Source organism: Algoriphagus sp. AK58 (assembly GCF_014324365.1).
Classification (GTDB): Bacteria; Bacteroidota; Bacteroidia; order Cytophagales; family Cyclobacteriaceae; genus Algoriphagus.
Window position 1 is genome coordinate 54,943 of record NZ_QEIG01000019.1, and the last position, 18,773, is coordinate 73,715.

At 44.7% G+C, this 18,773-nt stretch carries 18 protein-coding genes; 12 read left to right on the forward strand and 6 right to left on the reverse strand.

What is annotated here, in order from left to right; all coding sequences use genetic code 11:
- The first annotated feature begins 102 nt into the window (after positions 1-102).
- The 12 genes from DDT91_RS16820 to DDT91_RS16875 all read left to right on the forward strand — a co-directional run bounded on the left by DDT91_RS16820 (position 103) and on the right by DDT91_RS16875 (position 13,480).
- On the forward strand, positions 103-786 hold the full coding sequence (locus DDT91_RS16820) for a GNAT family N-acetyltransferase (RefSeq protein ID WP_187177358.1): 684 nt from the start codon (positions 103-105) through the stop codon (positions 784-786).
- Between the two features lie 169 nt (positions 787-955).
- Positions 956-2,047: an alkaline phosphatase family protein gene (locus DDT91_RS16825; protein WP_187177359.1), complete on the forward strand. Its 1,092-nt coding sequence runs from the start codon at positions 956-958 to the stop codon at positions 2,045-2,047.
- 682 nt (positions 2,048-2,729) lie between these two features.
- Positions 2,730-3,143: an SRPBCC family protein gene (locus DDT91_RS16830; protein WP_187177360.1), complete on the forward strand. Its 414-nt coding sequence runs from the start codon at positions 2,730-2,732 to the stop codon at positions 3,141-3,143.
- A gap of 158 nt (positions 3,144-3,301) precedes the next feature.
- Positions 3,302-3,655 carry a hypothetical protein gene (locus DDT91_RS16835; protein WP_187177361.1) on the forward strand — a complete coding sequence of 118 codons (354 nt, stop codon included), beginning with the start codon at positions 3,302-3,304 and terminating at the stop codon, positions 3,653-3,655.
- 435 nt (positions 3,656-4,090) lie between these two features.
- Positions 4,091-4,648: a DUF4287 domain-containing protein gene (locus DDT91_RS16840; protein WP_187177362.1), complete on the forward strand. Its 558-nt coding sequence runs from the start codon at positions 4,091-4,093 to the stop codon at positions 4,646-4,648.
- A gap of 185 nt (positions 4,649-4,833) precedes the next feature.
- On the forward strand, positions 4,834-5,556 hold the full coding sequence (locus DDT91_RS16845) for a TMEM175 family protein (protein WP_187177363.1): 723 nt from the start codon (positions 4,834-4,836) through the stop codon (positions 5,554-5,556).
- A gap of 70 nt (positions 5,557-5,626) precedes the next feature.
- A complete protein-coding gene (locus DDT91_RS16850; RefSeq protein ID WP_187177364.1) occupies positions 5,627-5,977 on the forward strand; it encodes a DUF2200 domain-containing protein in 351 nt (116 codons plus the stop codon).
- A 147-nt stretch (positions 5,978-6,124) separates the two neighbouring features.
- Positions 6,125-6,928 carry a sterol desaturase family protein gene (locus DDT91_RS16855; RefSeq protein ID WP_187177365.1) on the forward strand — a complete coding sequence of 268 codons (804 nt, stop codon included), beginning with the start codon at positions 6,125-6,127 and terminating at the stop codon, positions 6,926-6,928.
- A gap of 254 nt (positions 6,929-7,182) precedes the next feature.
- Positions 7,183-7,584 (forward strand): hypothetical protein, encoded by a 402-nt coding sequence (locus tag DDT91_RS16860; protein ID WP_187177366.1) that lies wholly within the window; start codon positions 7,183-7,185, stop codon positions 7,582-7,584.
- A 76-nt stretch (positions 7,585-7,660) separates the two neighbouring features.
- Positions 7,661-8,851 (forward strand): efflux RND transporter periplasmic adaptor subunit, encoded by a 1,191-nt coding sequence (locus DDT91_RS16865; protein ID WP_255502164.1) that lies wholly within the window; start codon positions 7,661-7,663, stop codon positions 8,849-8,851.
- A 25-nt stretch (positions 8,852-8,876) separates the two neighbouring features.
- Positions 8,877-12,044 (forward strand): efflux RND transporter permease subunit, encoded by a 3,168-nt coding sequence (locus DDT91_RS16870; RefSeq protein ID WP_187177367.1) that lies wholly within the window; start codon positions 8,877-8,879, stop codon positions 12,042-12,044.
- Positions 12,041-13,480 carry a TolC family protein gene (locus tag DDT91_RS16875; protein WP_187177368.1) on the forward strand — a complete coding sequence of 480 codons (1,440 nt, stop codon included), beginning with the start codon at positions 12,041-12,043 and terminating at the stop codon, positions 13,478-13,480. The genes DDT91_RS16870 and DDT91_RS16875 overlap by 4 nt, the downstream gene beginning before the upstream one ends.
- Positions 13,481-13,554: 74 nt before the next feature.
- Here the strand turns inward: DDT91_RS16875 and DDT91_RS16880 are convergent, their stop codons facing one another.
- The 6 genes from DDT91_RS16880 to DDT91_RS16905 form a co-directional block, all read right to left on the reverse strand.
- Positions 13,555-13,986 carry a nuclear transport factor 2 family protein gene (locus DDT91_RS16880; RefSeq protein WP_187177369.1) on the reverse strand — a complete coding sequence of 144 codons (432 nt, stop codon included), beginning with the start codon at positions 13,984-13,986 and terminating at the stop codon, positions 13,555-13,557.
- Positions 13,987-14,019: 33 nt separating this feature from the next.
- Positions 14,020-15,693, reverse strand: coding sequence for a DUF885 family protein (locus tag DDT91_RS16885; RefSeq protein ID WP_187177370.1), 1,674 nt, complete (start codon positions 15,691-15,693; stop codon positions 14,020-14,022).
- Positions 15,694-15,747: 54 nt separating this feature from the next.
- Positions 15,748-17,193 carry a M48 family metalloprotease gene (locus DDT91_RS16890; RefSeq protein WP_187177371.1) on the reverse strand — a complete coding sequence of 482 codons (1,446 nt, stop codon included), beginning with the start codon at positions 17,191-17,193 and terminating at the stop codon, positions 15,748-15,750.
- A 103-nt stretch (positions 17,194-17,296) separates the two neighbouring features.
- Positions 17,297-17,707, reverse strand: coding sequence for a hypothetical protein (locus DDT91_RS16895; protein WP_187177372.1), 411 nt, complete (start codon positions 17,705-17,707; stop codon positions 17,297-17,299).
- 1 nt (position 17,708) lies between these two features.
- A complete protein-coding gene (locus DDT91_RS20875) occupies positions 17,709-18,410 on the reverse strand; it encodes a DUF1003 domain-containing protein (protein ID WP_187177373.1) in 702 nt (233 codons plus the stop codon).
- Positions 18,411-18,415: 5 nt separating this feature from the next.
- A complete protein-coding gene (locus DDT91_RS16905) occupies positions 18,416-18,772 on the reverse strand; it encodes a hypothetical protein (RefSeq protein ID WP_187177374.1) in 357 nt (118 codons plus the stop codon).
- Position 18,773: the final 1 nt, after the last annotated feature.

The following is an 18,773-nucleotide window of genomic DNA, read 5'->3' on the forward strand; positions in this document are numbered from 1 at the left end:
TTTCAACAAGATTCAGCTTTCTGGTTTTAGCTTTTTACTTTCGCAGTCAGCAGTCTTAAGATTCAGTCTTCTGAATTTTGCCCTCTGATTTTCTCCAAAAATATGCCCCACCCGCTCGACAATCCCATTTGGAACGCCCTAAATACGGGCAGTCAATCCCTTTCTTGTGGGACGGATCGGGTACGGCTTATTGATCGTCAAATGGGCTTTTTTGCAGGGATGCCTGCTTATGAGTCCGAGAATCTTGATGAATTATACCATTTCCTCGAGCCAGGACAGCGCGTAATCCTTTTTCCCCCAAGTCATCTTCCTCTGGATGAAAAGTGGACCGTGCACAATGACCGAGAGCTGCTTCAGATGGTCTGCGAACGGGAATTTATTGGGATAGAAACAAATCCTCAAATCCTTCCCCTCAATGAAAGCTACGTCCCTGAGATGTTGGCTTTGACTCAACTCACCAAACCTGGTCCGTTTTTGTCCAAGACCATTGATTTTGGAAATTATTTTGGTTTATTCTCCAATGGAAAATTGGTTTCCATGGCAGGTGCTAGACTTAGCCCTAGTCCTTATACCGAAGTAAGTGCGGTATGCACCCATCCAGATTTTGTCGGTCAAGGCATTTCCAAGAAAGTTATGCCTTTTGTTCTTGAGGGAATTCAAAGCAGGGGGAATATTCCATTTCTCCACCTGTATCCCGACAATACTCCGGCGTTTCGATTATACGCCAGTTTAGGGTTTGTGTCGCGGGCAATGCTGCGGGTGTATTTGTTGGAGAAAAGGGCTTGATTTGTTTTTAAAAGATAAAGTTTGCACGGTCGAGTTGGTCTAGGGGATTGAGGGAAGCAGTCTTTTTGAAGTTCGAAGAGGCATTGAGGGATAGTAGTCCATAAACTTCTAAATTGAGTATAACTACAGTCGGCTTGAAAGGCGGACAGCATCTTAGATATCCAACACAATGAAAAAACTATTCTTTTTGCTTCTTCTGGTAGGCGCACTGGGTATGGGCGCCATGGCTCAAACAAAAAACACCAAAACAGAGAACATCGTCCTGATCACCTTTGATGGATTGAGGTGGCAGGAGCTTTTCAAAGGTGCTGACTCCCTGATGATCGATGATACAGGCATGATAGATCGGGCCGGCTCGCTTTTGTCTGATTTTTGGCATCCTGACCCGATCAAGCGGCGGGAAATGCTGTTTCCGTTTTTTTGGAATACCATCGCCAAGCAGGGGCAGATCTATGGCAACCGGGCTTTTGGCAACTTGGTAGACAACAGCAATACCATGTGGTTTTCCTATCCGGGATACAATGAGGTACTGAGTGGATTTGCCGATGATGCCCGCATCAATTCCAACTCCAAGATCAATAATCCCAATGTGACCTTTCTCGAACACCTAAATCAAATGCCTTCATACAAAGGAAAGGTCATGGCCTTTGGCAGCTGGGACGTGTTTCCTTACATCATTAATGAGGAGAGAAGCGGCATACCCGTCAATGCAGGTTTTGACCTGGCAGTGGGGAATGACCTGACAGATGTGGAGAAAACCGTCAACCGTATGCAGCAGGAAATCCGAGGTCCTTGGGACGGTGTGAGATTAGATCCATTTACTCACCACTATGCACTCGAAGCGATCAAAAAGCACAAGCCTAAAGTGCTCTACATTGCTTATGGAGAGACGGATGACTGGGCTCACGGAGGCAAATACGATCAATACCTATGGTCAGCCAGGCAGACAGACAAGTACATCAAAGAAGTCTGGGAAACCCTGCAAGCCGACCCTCAATACAAAGATAAAACTACCCTGATCATCAGCGTAGATCATGGGCGTGGCATTACCAAAAGCAGCTGGAAAGGGCATGGATCAAATATCCCGGAGGCTGGACAAATCTGGCTAATGGCCATGGGGCCTGATACTCCAGCTACCGGTGAGATGAAAATGGAAGGACAGTGGTCTTCTTCGATGGTAGCACGTACGGTGTTTCAGTTACTAGGACTGGACTATCCTGATGCCAAAGCTGCACCTGCAGTGAAAGAAATGATCAAATGAAGAAACTGATCATGTAATTACTTGCCACTCGGGTCGTAAAAACCTTGAAAAAGGTACTTCTTCAACCTTTTGCGAAACATTCAATGGATGAATTTATCCGATAAAATTTGATGGGACTTTAAAAAACTAACTACTGAAAATTGTGATTGGTCAGCCTTCAAATCTCCCCTATATTCTAGCAATACTCTTCGGAATCCTAATTTTCTTTATCCCAAACTCGGAGGTATTTCCGTTTTTTCTTCTACTAGCAGGCCTTTTCGGAGGAGGATTATTTGGTTTTTTTTGGTCAAAAGAATCCTGGCGTTGGGGTATTTGGATTTCTGGACCTTTGTAGGTCTCCCTGACCTTGAGTGTATTGTTTGCCGGACAATTGGACGTGTTTTTGGAAAAAGATTTACCTATCCTACTTGTAACGCTCTCTTCAACTTGTTTGGGAAGTTTAATTTTCTCCAAACTAAAAAAGAGATAAAAGCCAAAAACGCTGCTTTTCGGCTTCGTTCCCAAATTGGTTAATCAAAAAATAGTATTCCATTAGTATATCCTTGACTTGTCCAAAATATTCAAAGGAGGTTAGTCATTGAAATATACCATTTCAGAGCCACGGTACGTTTTCTTTTTTTATAATTCAAAAGGCAGAAAAAGGAAAAAAGATATCTTACTGAAAAATCCAAACTTAATTCCCATGACCCATCCAAAAATCACCGTCCAAGCCCTAGTCTCCGCACCCCTCGCTACTGTGTGGGAACGATATACCCAGCCCGAGCACATTACCCAATGGAATTTTGCACATCCGAGCTGGCACTGTCCGTCTGCATCCAATGATTTGCAGGTGGGAGGAAGGTACTTTGCGAGAATGGAAGCCAAGGATGGAAGTTTTGGGTTTGACTTTGAAGCTGTATACCTGGAGATCGTTCCAATGAAATCCTACAGCTATGAGTTTGGAGGCAGAGTATGTCAGGTAGAATTTAAGGAAATGGATGGGAAAACAGAAGTAAAGGTGACCTTCGACCCTGAGACCGAAAACTCCCTCGAACTACAGCAAAACGGTTGGCAAGCCATTTTGGACAACTTCAAAAACTACGCTGAGCAGGGTTGATTAGTATTGTATTTAGCTGGAGTTATTCTATGTTTTCCAGCTTAAGACAGGATTTGGTCTGTTCTTCTTCTATCGGTTTGCGATCAATGCGAATAAGACAAGTCTGTTGGTTTTTGATGCTTAATGCAAGGACTTCAGGGAAATAAAACACCAAACGAATGAAAAATCTAGGTTTTCAGATCAGACTCAATGGAGAACTCATTTGCAGGGCAGAGATAGATTCCGAGTTCTTTACTACCCATTGTATACTGACGTCCCTTCACCGAGAGGCTGATCAAAATCGGTTGACCGACTTGTTTGTGGGTGGACTGGATTCTAATTTGGATCAATCTGTCATTTGGACAAAGGAAGCTTTAAAGAAAGGCGATCAAATCTTGATTGAAGTGGTGGAAGGTGATTTTGAACCGCCAAAGACTGTTTCTAAAAGGAATTCTGAAGAGTTGATCCTTCAAGAAAAGATCAAATACTTTCTACGATTGAAGGAAGAACTGAAAGAGCACTTGGAGGAATAGTCAATGCTTTTTACTGTTTTTTTGCCGAAGTCTCAGATTTATTTTAAGAGGATGGTAATGAAATTTTGCCAAGAGAATGAATTAAATATTCTTTTCTGATTATGCGCTATTCTGCCATTAGTCGAATATTCTCCTGATTTTGGGCTGGAGGACCGATACTTCGACAAGCTCAGCACAAGTACTTCGACCCGCTCAGTACCAGTGACGGAAGACCGAAAAAATCAAAGAATTGGCTTTTACTAATTCATTGAACTTTGGAAGAAAGCGATTGGCAAAGTTCTGTATATCCATATATTCTTTTTCAATCTTTCTGATCCCCAACCGATCTTCTGTTTGTGTAACTCTCCCGTGAGGATTAACTTTTTTTGGGGTGATTATCTCCAAAAAATCCGAACTTAAAGTGAATTTATCTTTTCACCCCAAACCCCAAGCACCATGGACTTAGATAAAGCTACCCAAACCATGATCGATAATCTCTACAAAAACACAGGGAAATCCCTGTCTGAATGGATCGAACTGGTTACCAAAGAGAATTTTTCCAAACACGGGGAGATCCTCAAATTTCTCAAAGAGCAACATGGCCTCACGCATGGCTTTGCCAACCTGATCGCTCACAAGGCAAAAGGTTCGGATGCAGGATCAGCCGAAAACCAGGATGACCTTATCGTCAAACAATATCAGGGAAAAGAACATCTGCGACCGATTTACGACAAACTCCTCTCCGAAATCGAGAAGCATGGGCAGGATTTTGAAATTGCACCCAAAAATACTTACGTGAGTCTGAGACGGAAGAAGCAGTTTGCCATCCTCAATCCCGCTACCAAAACCCGGTTTGAAATCGGGATCAACCTCAAAGGACAAGAAGCTCAAGGGAAACTGCTCGCTGAAAAACCCAACTCCATGTGTTCTCACAAAATCAATATTGCTGCTCTGGAAGAGATAGATGAGGAGGTAGTGGGCTGGATCAAACTGGCCTACGACCATGCGGGATAAATCTCTGTGCTATTCCAAAGAGCGGGCCTAAAGTCCCCAACTGACAAAGTCCATTCATCCAAACTTGAGCGCCTGGTGAGTGGATTGAAACCGGAAATCCGGACTTCCCGGCCAAGCTCTTTGGTCTCTCTTTAGTTTAAAAATCAAGGGTTTTTCACCTGATTCTACCTTTACCTCCCAATCGAATGAGACAAGAATTTTTTAAAAACCGACAGCACGATCCGAAAATCAACTATCGTGGCATCAGCGCTTCCCGGCTGGACAATCTCACGGATGCGGTGTTTGGGATTGCGATCACGCTGCTGATTTTCAACCTTTCCAATCCCAATTCATTTTCGGACCTCCTGACTTTTACCAAAACACTCCCCGCTTTTTTGATCAGTATTTCCTTTCTGGTTTTGATTTGGAGCGAGCATCTCGATTTTTCGGAGATGTATACACTGAATGATTCCATACTCACCATCCTGAATACCATTTTTATCGCATTGGTGATTTTTTATGTCTATCCCCTGCGTTTTTTGACTCTTTTTCTCACCAATCTTTTGTTTCAGACAGACATCCAGGTCAGCATCGCAGGAGATCAGGTCCCGTACTTGATGATCTATTATGGTTTTGTGGCGTTTGCCCTTTACCTCGTGTTGTATCTTTTCTATCGAAGGGCTTTTTCGCTGAGAGAGGCGCTACTGCTAAGCGATTTTGAGCGTTTTTACACCCAATCACAGATTCAGCGCCTGCAGATCATGTTTTTTGTGCCTCTGATTTCCATTTTGGTTACAGTATTGATTCAGCCGTTTTCCTTTATTTGGGCTTCTTTTTTCGGGGGATTGACCTATTTGCTCTACACACCTCTGATCATTTGGTGGCATGCTCGGTTCAAAAGAAAGTCAAAGAGTTTCGAACCCCTTTGATTTTTCGTTCGAGATATGGTCATTTATCTCATAGTTCGATTGAATCCATTTTCATCCTTAATCTTTACACATGGAAAATCACCGGATCTTTAAAATGGCTTTTGCGAGTGTTTACCCTCACTATGTGACCAAGGCCGAGCGAAAAGGGCGGACCAAAGCCGAGGTAGATGAAATTATCTGTTGGCTGACTGGCTATGATTTGCCCGCTTTGCAAAAGCAAATCGATCTGAAAAAAGACTTTGAAACCTTCTTTGCCGAATCTCCCGCTTATCATCCCAATGCCCAACTGATTACCGGCTTGATCTGTGGATATCGCGTGGAGGAAATCTCCGATCCTCTCATGCAAAAGATCCGTCAACTGGATAAGCTGATCGATGAGTTGGCCAAAGGGAAAAAGATGGAGAAGATTTTAAGGGGGTGAATTGAGGAAGGTTTTTCACTCCCGAATTAGGAAGTGTTGGTTTCAGTTTCAAGGGGTGGTTGAATTCCTTTTTTTAGGATGGATTTAAAAAATACGCGAAACCTTACTTTTTGAATTTTGTTATTTTGGAGTCAATTCTATTCGTACATGGATTTTAATCTTGACTGGCTGCTATCCACAGATTACACCCAACCCCAAAATTTTCTGCTGATCTTTTTTATTCTTTTGGCAGGTATTTTTTTGAGGTACTTGGCCTTGGCTTGGTTATACCATGAGTGGGTTTACAAGAGAATGGGAGAGGCCATGCCTTATCGCAGACTACACGAGCAGATTCGATTGCCTCAGGTGAAGACAGAGATTTGGTATTCGTTTTTGGGTGCGATCATATTTGGAGTAGCAGGAGTTGTGATGTTGATTTTTTGGCAAAAGGGCGTCTCACAGCTGTATATTGCTCTTACCTGGTGGGATGTGCTTTGGATTCCGATCAGTTATTTTGTGGCTCTGTTTATCCATGAGACCTATTACTACTGGCTGCACCGCTGGATGCATCAGCCCAAGGTAATCAGGCATTTTCACCACATCCATCACAATAGTCTGTATACGAGCTCCTTTACCTCTTTTTCCTTTCACCCGATCGAGGCAGGATTACAGGCGATCTTTCTACCAGTATTGGTTTTGGTTCTTCCTATGCATTTTTTTGTCCTTATTGCTCTTTTGGTTACCATGTCCATTACGGCTGTGATCAACCATGCAGGAGTAGAAGTCTATCCCAAATGGGCGCTTAAATCTCCGTTTTTCCGATGGATGGTCGGTGCCACACACCATGACCTGCACCACCTGAAGTATCGGTGCAACTATGGCCTTTATTTCACCTTTTGGGATGTTTGGATGAAGACAGAAGATGCAGGATTTGAAAAAAGATTTGAGGCTCATACTCAAAGCAAAGGCTGATCGGTTTACTTCTCTTCCATCACTTTGATTTACAGATGTTTTTAAAAGAGCTCGTCCGAAATTTTTTCTTCCTATTACAGTAGAATGAAATAATCAGAAAATATTTTTTTCACTAAATACAGGCGTTTTTTCAATGATTAAGCAGTCTATCCTGCCATTCATCAGAGTTTATCGGGATTTTCTAAAAAAATGATAATTATCAGCCGGAAACTATTTTACTTTGCAGTCAGTTACAGGACTGATTCGTAAAATCTATGTCCTACAGTAAACCCAACAACCGAATACACCTTATTCTTGTGACCGAAAATATGAGATGGTTCCTAGGGATTATCCTCTTTATTGTCAGTTTTGGTGCCTTTCCTGTTGGGCCTGAATCTACCATTCCCCAGGAAAAAGCTCCTCTTTCTGCTGACTTTCCGACTGAAGTGCTGGACGTATTTCAGTTCGATTTTTCTGAATTGGTTCCAGCTGAAGCTAGGGTAAGATCTTCATCTTCCTCATCACAGAGACTTAAAAATGAAAGGGTTCTTGATACCCTCGAAGCACCTGGATTAATTTTCCTCTCCTGTAGGATAGCGAAGTCCTATTCGGAGATACACATTGATACATACCTCAAACTTCTCTTTCAGTACACTATCCAGGTCAATGCGCCCTGATTTTACTTTTTTGCCTCGCTTTTAGTCCCTTTTGACAATAACCCTGTTGTCGATCTTTCTCAATTATTCTAGCAACATGAAAACTGAAAAACTTAATGTGTTTTCCGGAGTGAAAACATTTGTATCCACATTCTTTATTCCCCTTGCCACAATGTTGGTTTTGGGTGCCTCCTTGGCTTCCTGTACTGAAGGAAATTCTAAAAACAACAAAGAAAACGAAGCAGTCAATATCCCAGTGTTGGAACTGCAGCCTCAGTCGGTAGAGGTACCTCAGACCTACATCGCCGATATTCAGGCGGTACAGTTTGTGGAGGTTCGTTCCAAAGTCGCTGGTTTTGTAGACCGCATTTTTGTAGATGAAGGCCAGTATGTGAAAAAGGGACAGACCCTTTTCCAGCTTTCTTCTGCAGAATACAACGAAATGGTGAATTCTGCCCGTGCTAATTTGGCCAAGGCAAAAGCTGAACAGTCGGCCGCAAAAGTGGAAATGGAGCGTCTCCAAATCCTGGTCAACAAAAAGATTATTTCACCTTCCGAACTTGAACTGGCGAAATCCAAAAAAGCGGTAGCGGATTCTCAGATTGCAGAGGCTGAATCCATGCTCAAATCTGCTCAAACCGGTCTCTCTTACACTACAGTGAAAGCTCCATTCGATGGCTTGGTAGACAGAATCCCTCACAAGATTGGGAGCTTGGTCACGGAAAATGATCTGTTAACTTCTATCACAGACATTTCCTCTATTTTCGCATACTACAAAGTCAACGAAAACGAGTACCTCAGCTTTATGAGAGACAAGATCGAAAGCGGTGCGGAGACGTTTTCGGACCAATTGACTTTGATTCTTTCGGATGGTGAAAAATATCCTCAGAAAGGAAAGTTGGAAACTACCGAAGGTGACATCGAATCAGGAACCGGATCGATTGGTTTCCGTGTGCGTTTTCCTAATCCTGATAACTTGATCAAGCACGGTGCTTCCGGGAAAATCCAGATGATGACCAAAATGGATCAGGTGTTTTTGATCCCTCAGAAATCGACTTTTGAAATCCAGGACTTTACCTACGTGTATGTAGTGGACAAAGACAATACGGTGAAAGTAAGGAGCTTTAAGCCTCTTCAGCGATATGATATTTATTACATCGCCGACGGGTTTGAACCGGGAGATAAAATCGTGTTTGAAGGCATTCAACAGGTGAAAGACGGGTCCAAAGTGATTCCTCAATCCGTGGCTGCAGCAGACGTTTACCACGAACTTCTCAGTGTACGTTAATCCGAACTGCTAACTACCCGATTTCATGCTGGAATTATTTATCAGGAGGCCGATCCTCTCGACGGTTATTTCTGTGTTCATTACCTTGCTGGGGATCTTGGCGTTGACCTCGCTTCCGATCACTCAGTTTCCGGATATCGTGCCACCTGCCGTGACAGTAACAGCCAGATATACCGGTGCCAATGCGGAAGTTTTGGCAAAAGCTGTAGCGACTCCCCTCGAACGTGCCATCAATGGTGTACCAGGAATGGAGTACATGACTTCCGTAAATACCAACGACGGTATTTCTCTTATCAACATTGTTTTCAAAGTGGGTACCGACCCGGATCAGGCAGCGGTAAACGTGCAAAACAGGGTGGCAACGGTACTTGACGAACTTCCCGAAGAAGTAATCCGTGCCGGTGTGCAGACCGAAAAAGAAGTGAACTCCATGCTTCTTTACCTCAACCTGACCACCTCGGATACTACTCAGGATGAAAAGTTTGTGTACAACTTTGCCGATATCAATATTCTACCCGAACTGAAGCGGATCGATGGTGTAGGTCGTGCGGAAATCATGGGGATGAAAGACTATGCGATGCGGGTTTGGCTTAAACCCGATCGATTGGCGGCCTATGACCTTTCTCCTCAAGATGTGACCGAAGCCATCCGAGCTCAAAACGTAGAAGCAGCTCCGGGTAAATCAGGTATTTCCTCGGATCGCGATCCACAGGCCCTTCAATATGTATTGAAGTACACCGGTAAATTCAATCAGGAAGAAGAATACCGAAATATTACCCTGAAAGCCCTAGCGGATGGTTCCTTGCTGAAGCTGAAGGACGTGGCGGATATTGAATTTGATGCCTTGGAATATTCCATGGTATCTATGACGGATGGCAAGCCTTCCGCCTCCATCATGATCAAACAGCGTCCAGGTTCCAATGCCCGTGAAGTAATCTCCAACATCAAGGCCAAGATGGAGGAAATTCAGGAATCCTCTTTTCCTCCTGGGATGACCTTTAACGTGTCCTATGACGTAAGCCGATTCTTGGATGCGTCCATCTATGAGGTGGTGAAGACCCTGATCGAAGCCTTCTTGCTGGTATTTATCGTGGTATTCTTGTTTCTACAGGATTTCCGATCCACCTTGATTCCGGCCATTGCGGTACCGGTTTCGCTGGTAGGGACGCTGTTTTTTATGCAGCTTTTCGGCTTCTCGATCAACCTCCTTACCCTGTTTGCGCTAGTACTCGCCATTGGAATTGTGGTGGATAATGCCATCGTAGTCGTAGAGGCCGTCCATGTGAAGATGCACGAACTCAAGATGAATGCCTTGGATGCGACCATTGCGGCCATGAAGGAAATTGGTGGTGCGATTGTGGCCATTACCTTGGTGATGTCGGCGGTATTTATTCCGGTGAGTTTCCTTTCCGGTCCGGTGGGGATTTTTTACCGTCAGTTCTCACTGACTTTGGCGATAGCGATTGTCATCTCGGGTATCAACGCCCTGACGCTTTCACCTGCACTTTGTGCGATGATGCTTAAACCCATGCATCATGCAGGGGAAGGCCATGAAAGTGCCTTGCAGAAGTTTTTCAATGGATTCAATGCCAAATACGACGCCCTAGCTGGTAAATATTTGGGGGTGGTGAAATCTATTGCAAACCGTAAAGCGATCACTTATGGTGCGTTGGTGTTGTTCTTTGTGCTCACCTATGGGATGATTTCCATAGTTCCTTCCGGATTTATCCCGAACGAAGATCAGGGGATGATCTATGTGAACGTGACCACGCCTCCTGGAGCAACTGTAGACCGTACTTCCGAAATCATGGATGAGGTGCAAGCTGCCTTGCTTCCTTTAGAAGAAGTAGAGACGGTGTCAACGCTTGCAGGATATTCTCTTTTGACTGAAACCGCCGGGGCTTCCTATGGGATGGGTATGATCAACTTGGCTCCTTGGGATGCCAGGGAGAAAAATGTCAATCAGTTGATCGCTGATTACACTGAGCGTACTTCTCATATCAAAGGAGCAGATATTCAGTTTTTGGCACCTCCTCCTGTTCCGGGATTTGGTAATGCGTCCGGGTTTGAACTTCGTCTTCAGGATCGTTCTGGTACCGATCTCGGTAATATGGCCCGTGTGAATGAAGAATTCATTCAAGCTCTAAATGACCGACCTGAAATCGAGGGGGCCTTTACCAACTTCGACCCGAGTTTCCCGCAATTCTTATTGAGCGTAGATCACGACAAGGCCGCCAAGTTGGGTGTATCTGTCAATGATGCCATGGAAACCTTGCAGAGCTACATTGGCTCTTACTATGCTTCCAACTTTATCCGTTACGGGCAGATGTACAAGGTGATGATTCAGGCTTCACCAGAGTACAGAACCTCGCCAGAGTCGCTTTTGGAAATGTATGCCAAAAACAAAGAAGGTGAAATGGTGCCTTATTCCAACTTCGTAAGCCTGGAGCGGGTATATGGTCCTGAGCAGTTGACACGATACAACATGTTTACTTCTGCCTTGATCTCCGGGGATGCTGCACCTGGTTATTCTTCCGGTGATGCCATCAAGGCGGTAGAGGAAGTAGCCGCTTCTACTCTTCCCCGAGGCTATGACATTGACTGGTCGGGAATTACCCGAGAGCAGATTGCCTCCGGTAACCAGGCCGTGTATATTTTCTTGATCTGTTTGGTGTTTGTGTACTTATTGTTAGCTGCACAGTACGAAAGCTACATGCTGCCACTTCCGGTAATCCTTTCACTTCCTGCGGGTATCTTCGGATCCTATTTCTTCCTTCAACTGGTGGGTTTGCAAAACGACATTTATGCTCAGGTTTCCTTGGTTATGTTGATCGGTTTGTTGGGTAAGAATGCCATCCTGATCATCGAAATTGCAATTCAAAATCGAAACAGAGGGATCTCTATTCTTCAAAGTGCGATCAACGGTGGAATTGAGCGACTTCGTCCCATCCTGATGACTTCGTTCGCCTTTATCTGTGGTCTGATTCCGTTGACCATAGCTTCCGGTGCAGGAGCGATCGGTAACCGTACCATCGGTACTGCCGCCGCCGGAGGAATGCTCATCGGAACTGTGATCGGGGTATTTCTGATTCCAGGCTTATATGTGGTTTTTGAAACCATAGATACAAGGATGAAAGAGAAGAAGGCCAAAAGATTGCAGATCAACACCCAAACTCAGGAGGTTCACGCATGAAAAAGATAGCTATGATATGCGTCTTGGGGCTGATGTTGGCTTCTGGATGTAAAGTCGGTGAGGTGACCTCACCTCAATCTTCGATTCAATTGCCCGGTGAGTTTGCAGCGACACAACTTGCTTCCTCCGACTCAGTGGTTCAGGTTTCTTGGGAGGATTTTTTCAGGGATGAAAATCTGAAAGGATTGATTTCCTCTGCTCTTTCCAACAATCAGGATAATCTCATGACGCTGGAGCGGATCAAGTCCGCCAAAGCATCCATGATGGCTGCCAAAGCAGGCCTTTTCCCTTCCATCTCGGGAATGGCAAGCGCTTCTCAGCGAAAGTTTGGAGAGTACACCATGGATGGGGTAGGAAATTTTGATACCAATCTATCCGAAGACCTTCCAGAGGACAAGCGAATTCCGGATCCTTACAAAGATTTTGTGGTAGGTGCCAATTTTTCTTGGGAAGTGGACGTCTGGGGAAAACTTAGAAACCAAAGAAAAGCAGCTGTATCTCGCTATATGGCTTCGGAGGAGTTTTCCAAAAGCGTCCGAACATGGCTGGTTTCCGAGATCGCTACTACGTACTATGAGTTGTTGGCCATCGATGCAGAGATTCAGGTGTTGAATGAAAACATCCGTCTTCAGGATTTGGCCTTGCAGCTGATCATCGAACTGAAAGAAGGAGGACGAGCGAATCAACTCGCCATCGATCAGTTTGAAGCCTTGGTGCTTAACTCCAAATCTCAACTGGAGGCAAAGCTTCGAGAGCAAAAAACGCTGGAATATGGCCTCACCCGATTAGTTGGTAAAGTAGAAGTTCCTCTGGATCGCACCAATCTGGATAATGCCGTGGATACTCCAAAAGTAATGGAAATTGGAATTCCTGCCCAGTTGATCCAGTCTAGGCCTGATGTACGGGAAGCAGAGTTGAACTTGCAGGCTACCAAGTTTGATGTGGCTTCGGCCAAAGCTGCATTTTATCCTTCCATCAACCTATTCGGAATGGCAGGTTTCAATGCCTTTGAATTCTCCAAGCTCTTTTTTAATCCGGCTTCGACCATGTACCAAATGGGTGCGGGATTGACGGCTCCGATTTTCAACAGAAGAGAAATTCAAACCCGGTTTGAAATAGCTAAAGCGGATCAAAGAATTGCCTTGCTAGACTATGAGAAACGTACCCTAAATGCCTATCTCGAGGTACTTGACCTAGTCAATCAGATCGCAACATTTGAAAATCAGTTGAAGCTTAAGGAAAATGAAGTTCAGGTTTTGCAGCGTTCGATTGAAAACTCAAATACGCTCTTTTCGGTAGGATACGCCAATTACCTCGAAGTAATCACCGCACAGACGAGAGCGTTGGAGTCTGCGATCGAACTGGCAGACCTCAAAGCATCCCGTCTGCAGTCCCACGTGCAGCTCTATAGGGCATTGGGAGGAGGTTGGAATTAACCTATCTATCAAAGAAAAAGACCGGATTTCGTTCCGGTCTTTTTTTTGCTCAGTCCAGTAATCTTTGGCAAGATTTAGGGCTGAGGCATTCGGAAAGCCTGACGGGCAAGTAACTTCCACCCTCCGTCTTCCTTGCTCCAAATCATCAATAGGCCGATATCCAACTTGTTTACCTGGCCATTCGAACCTGCAATTTCGGCCAGGACTTTATGACGAACGATTGCCAGATCTTTTCTTGGAAAGCTGATTTCCTGATTGGAGATATCCCATTTTTGGTAATCGGATTTTTTGGAAGCAAATACCTCAATAAATGCTTCCTGATTTTCTATAACCCCACTGGAATGGCCATAAGAAAGATTTTTCGAGGTAAGTTTTCTAAGAGCATCTGCATCTTCGGCCAGCATGGCGGTCCGTAAATCCTGAATGGCCTTTTCCACTTCCTTTTCGGATTGGGCAAAAGCCACATGGAGACTCATGGCAAAGAGGAGCGTAAGGATTAGTTTCATAGTAATGAGATTTGGTTAAGGTTCTTTTCCAGATTAAAACGGTTTAGGCTTTTGGGCATATCCTTGGACTATGGTTTTTACTGGCAGATCGACTCCTGTCATTTGCCAAGTACCAAGGGAAATGGGAATACCACCGATGGAATTGAGCTGATCAAAGAAGTCCTTGGCTTGAAACTCCATTCCCTTGGCTTCCTTAATTCTCGCATATTCTGCCATGGCGTTTTCCAAGAGGTATTTTCCGGTGATGTAGCTGGTTCCATAGCCCGGTTGTCTTAAATAAAGATGCTGCTCAAAGATCAAGAGTTCTTTTTCAGTCTTCATCCAGCCACGGGGCGTGTATTCCGAATGAATGCCCCCAGCCTCTTCCATGCTCATTTCATTGGCATGGGCGTAGAGCGAACCTAAACCTCTTGCTGCCCGCTGGGCGATCATGATATAAACTATTTCCCGGCTTCGGGGACTGTCGTCGTAGAGCCCTGCATTCATCCACATCTCTTCTACAGCTGTGGCGGTTCCCTCATTTCTGGAATCGAAAATATTGTAGAGCAATGGGCCCCGTCGGATTTCCGAAGGGTGAGGATCATTGTCCATGATTGCCAATTCAAACCAATGGTAGAAATGGGAATAAAGAGGTCTGGGATCCAAATGAGCGGTGATCCAAAAGAAATTTCTTCGCTCTTCAGGTACAAAACCTCCCAAATGCGCCCTTAAAGCAAGATCAAAATAGTCCTTTACCGTGACGATGTTTTGTTCCTCGAGGAAGTTCATCAGGCTTTTAGCAGCAGCTTCAGCTTGGGCTTGGTAAGCCTCCGGCGAATTTGCAGCTTGGAGTGGAGGGAGAGTTCTGTTTCGATGCTCTTCCAGTTTGAGATTGGACCAAGCGCGGGCTAGTTCCCGCTTTAACAGCATCACTTCATCTTCCCAGGTCAAAGGAACCAAGTGCACATTTTGTAGGTACCAAGTATAGTTTTCCTTACCAATGCCGGATGGGCCGGTTTTGGAGGGAGCTTGCTCTTTGAGCCAGACAGCGAGCTCCGAGGTAGAGGATTTTGCGGATTCAATGGCTTGGACTATCTCCGCATCCTCTTTTACTCCGGGAAATTCCAAAATGGTATCCAAATCCTTAATCTGAAATTCAATATCCCTGATTCCGGCTATCCAGAGGTCTTTGGCATTGCCTGTCAGGTTTTTCTTGGCTTGCTCATTGAGAGGTGGAATGACTTTCAGGTCCGCAAGAAATTTCTCTTTATTTGCTGGAGAAAGCGGAAAAGAATAAGTCCACACTTCGGTGGTGCGATGATGCGTAGGCCCTTCATGAGCGGGTACATCACTGCGGTCCATCCAAATGGATTTGTAATAGGCCGGGTCTCTTTCCCAAGGTTTTAATACGTGGAAATTAAATTCATACCCATTCATCTCTGCCCAGACAATATGCCAATCCACTTGTTGCTCAGCGGGCCAGTTAGCAAATTCTATAGCGTTCAGTTTTTTCCTTAAGCGTTCGAATTCCGCCTGCCTGTTTTGGAACGTTTCGGAGGTATAGTCAGGGGCACCCTCACGTAAAGGAGGAGTTTCAAAAGCTCTCCATTCGTGGAATAGTGCCACTAAGTCGGCATAGTTTTCACTTTTGGGTAAGTCTGCGGATGGAGTTTCACTTTTGCAGGAAAGCAAAAGAACGAGTCCAAGGAAAATCAGGTATTGCCGCATGGAATTCTTGGGAAGGGGTGGGTATTTTAACTGTAAGGAATACTTTTGGGGGTTTTATTTTCCTATGACTTTGATGGTGGTTCCGGCACTGATTTGATCCGTAAGCAGCATGCCATTGAGAATGGCCAATTCATCAAATCTTTCCTTGGGCATATTGAAACTTTGTAAAGCGGCCTGAAGGGTCATGGATTTGGTGAGCGTTTTGAGTCTCAACAAGTCAGGTTTTCGGTTCAGTTTTTCTAAGTCTTTCAGTTCTTTGAAATTTCTTATGGTGGCAAGAAACTCATTTTGATAGTTCTGGAATTTGGATAACTCCGAAATGCCCATGAAGCTGTACATATTGCCCCCAAATTGGATCATGGTGATGACAACCCGAATGCTTCCGTTTTCCTGCTTTTGATCCGCAATGGCAATAAAGGCGGGAAGTCCGTTGATGGTTTCTTTTTTCGACTCCACCACTTCCAATTTATGCTGCTGAATAAAAGCCTGGGTGGCTTCTTCGGGAGAGTTGCCCTTTGCCAAGGTGAGGGCCATAAGTGCATCCCCTGATTTCGGAGCCATTTGTACTTGCTGAGGGGAATTTTGAAAACTCCATCCTTGAGGAGTGGGGAATTGGAATTTTAACACAGGATGGTAAAACACATTGTTTTCCAAAAAGCCTTGTCTGGGATCTTCTCCCAAGACAATCCCATCAATTTTTTTCAGGTAGCTATCCCGGTTTACCGCTGGATTTTGAAGGTCGAGCTTTTTTTTCCAATCTTCGGCCAGCCTCGCCACCGTCACATTCCTTTCAGAAGGAGAGGGGTGTGTGGAGAGAAATTCAGGAATTTCACTGGCCCCTGATTTTGCCCCTTGCCTTTCCAAGGTTTTGAAAAAATCGGCCATTTCAGCGGCATTATAGCCGATTTTTGAGGAATACTCTACCCCCAATTCGTCGGATTGGCGCTCTGCATCCCGTCCGAAACTAAGCAAGGCCAACTGCATGCCTTGGGATAAAGGCTCTACAAATTGGGAAATTTCAGGCACCAAAATCACTCCCGCAATCAATCCTACCTGACCTAAAATCTGGTTTCGTTGCTGAATTACGGAATGCCTTGCGGTAATGTGGCCTATCTCATGTCCCAAGACTCCTGCGAATTCAGCTTCATTGTTGAAATGAGCCATGATCCCACGGGTAAAATAAACATAGCCTCCCGGCACAGCGAAGGCGTTGATCACCGGAGAATCCACGATTTTGAACTGGTACTCGAGTTGGGGGCGATGGGAAATAGCGGCCATTTGTTTGCCCTTCTCGGTAATAAATTGCTGTAAATCCGGGTCTTCATACAATCCGAAATACGCCACAATCTCAGGGTCTGACTGCTTTCCCATTTCGATTTCTTGGGCTTCAGACATTAATACTACCTGCTTTTTTCCGGTTACCGGATTGACCGCACATTCTACGGTAAACAAAAGTACTCCTGAGAAAATGAGGGTATTAAATAAAAATTGGGTTTTCATGCAATCAAGAGTTTAGGTGGTCTTCCCATGAATAGGGTCTTTTCAAGATGGGTGTTTGCTGTTGGTTTAAACTCAATCCAATCAAAAGGATTCGTCTCCCGGTTCATTTTTTACCTGAAATTTTCCAGCCTAACCAAGCCATAGGGAAATAGGCGAGGAGAAGATCAGTGACATTGAACCACAAAGGGGCAGGCAAGGACATCACCATGAAAGTGCCTCCCATGAAGAACATCATACCGATAAACAAGGCAAGCTGTTTGGGAAAGGAGGCCGCTAATTTGGCTGTTACAAAAGCACCCACCAAGGTGCCCAAGGCATGGGCTAAAAATGGAATCAAAAAGTGCTTGGGTTCCATCAATGCCATGGCTGCAGCCAGGCCTTCTGACGTGGTCAGATCTGCTCCCTCAGGAGGAGGAATCAGAGCAGCGCTGTTCATAATCAAAAGAGAGTTGACAGTGCCTCCGATGAGCATACCCAGGATGACTGCGATGGTGTTTTTTAGGATAGGATGCATTTCAATGAGGTTTAAAATTTTTGATTTGTTTCAGAAGATCTTCCATATAGTCTACTTGTACCTCCTGTATTTCGAGTAGTTTTCTGTTTTGGTGTACCAAAAGGTGGTCAATTTTTTCGCTAAGAATTTTAATCTCCAGCTCTGCTTTTAGGTCGATTTTGTAGTCATGCTCAGATCGGATTCGGTCTTTTGCTTCCTGCCTGTTTTGGCTCATCATAATGATTGGTGCCTGAATGGCTGCCAGGCAGGAAAGGATCAGATTGAGCAAGATAAAAGGGTAGGGGTCAAAGGGTTGATTGACCAGAAGATAGGCATTGGTAATCATCCAAATGATCAGGAAAGTGAAAAAGATGAGAATAAACGTCCAACTGCCGCCAAAGGAGGCAATATGATCCGCCATTTTTTCACCTAAGGTAAGTTCGGGCTCTATCTCGTCTTGAATTTTTTCCGAAAGGATAGAATTATCCCGTATGGCCATCATCACCTGTTGATCGATACGGGCCAGCTCTCCTTTTTCCTCTTCCATCATCCGGGTCAGGTACAATCGACGGTAAAAATTCATTTCCGATAAACTGATGCTGTCTTCCGGTCCAAATCCAGGATGTTCCTGGCAGATCAGATCAAAAATTCCGGCACGGATTTCTGCTCCGATTACAGCTTCTCCGGTAGGAATTGGTTTTTGACTGATGTAGCTCTTTTTCACTGATGTTAGCCTTTTCTTTTACCACTGAAGGTCCCTTTGGCCATTTCTGCCAAGTTGACCTTGCCACTTATGGCCGTAGGACTGGCCGTTCCGTCATAAGTAATCAGGTTGCCTTCTATGCTAAATTCCAGGTGCAGCACTGTGCCTTTCAAGGTACCGGTTACCTTAGATTCTCCTAAGGTGCCAGAATAAGTTCCCGTGATTTTTTCACCTTCTTGCTTCAGGACAAAAGTGGGTGTTCCGCTTCCCATATCCGTTTGGACATCTACCATCCAAGTGCCTGTAAGGTCAATTTTTTGCTGTGCTTGGGTGTTGAATCCCAACACCCATACGAGGAAAAGAGAAAAGACAAATGATTTCATA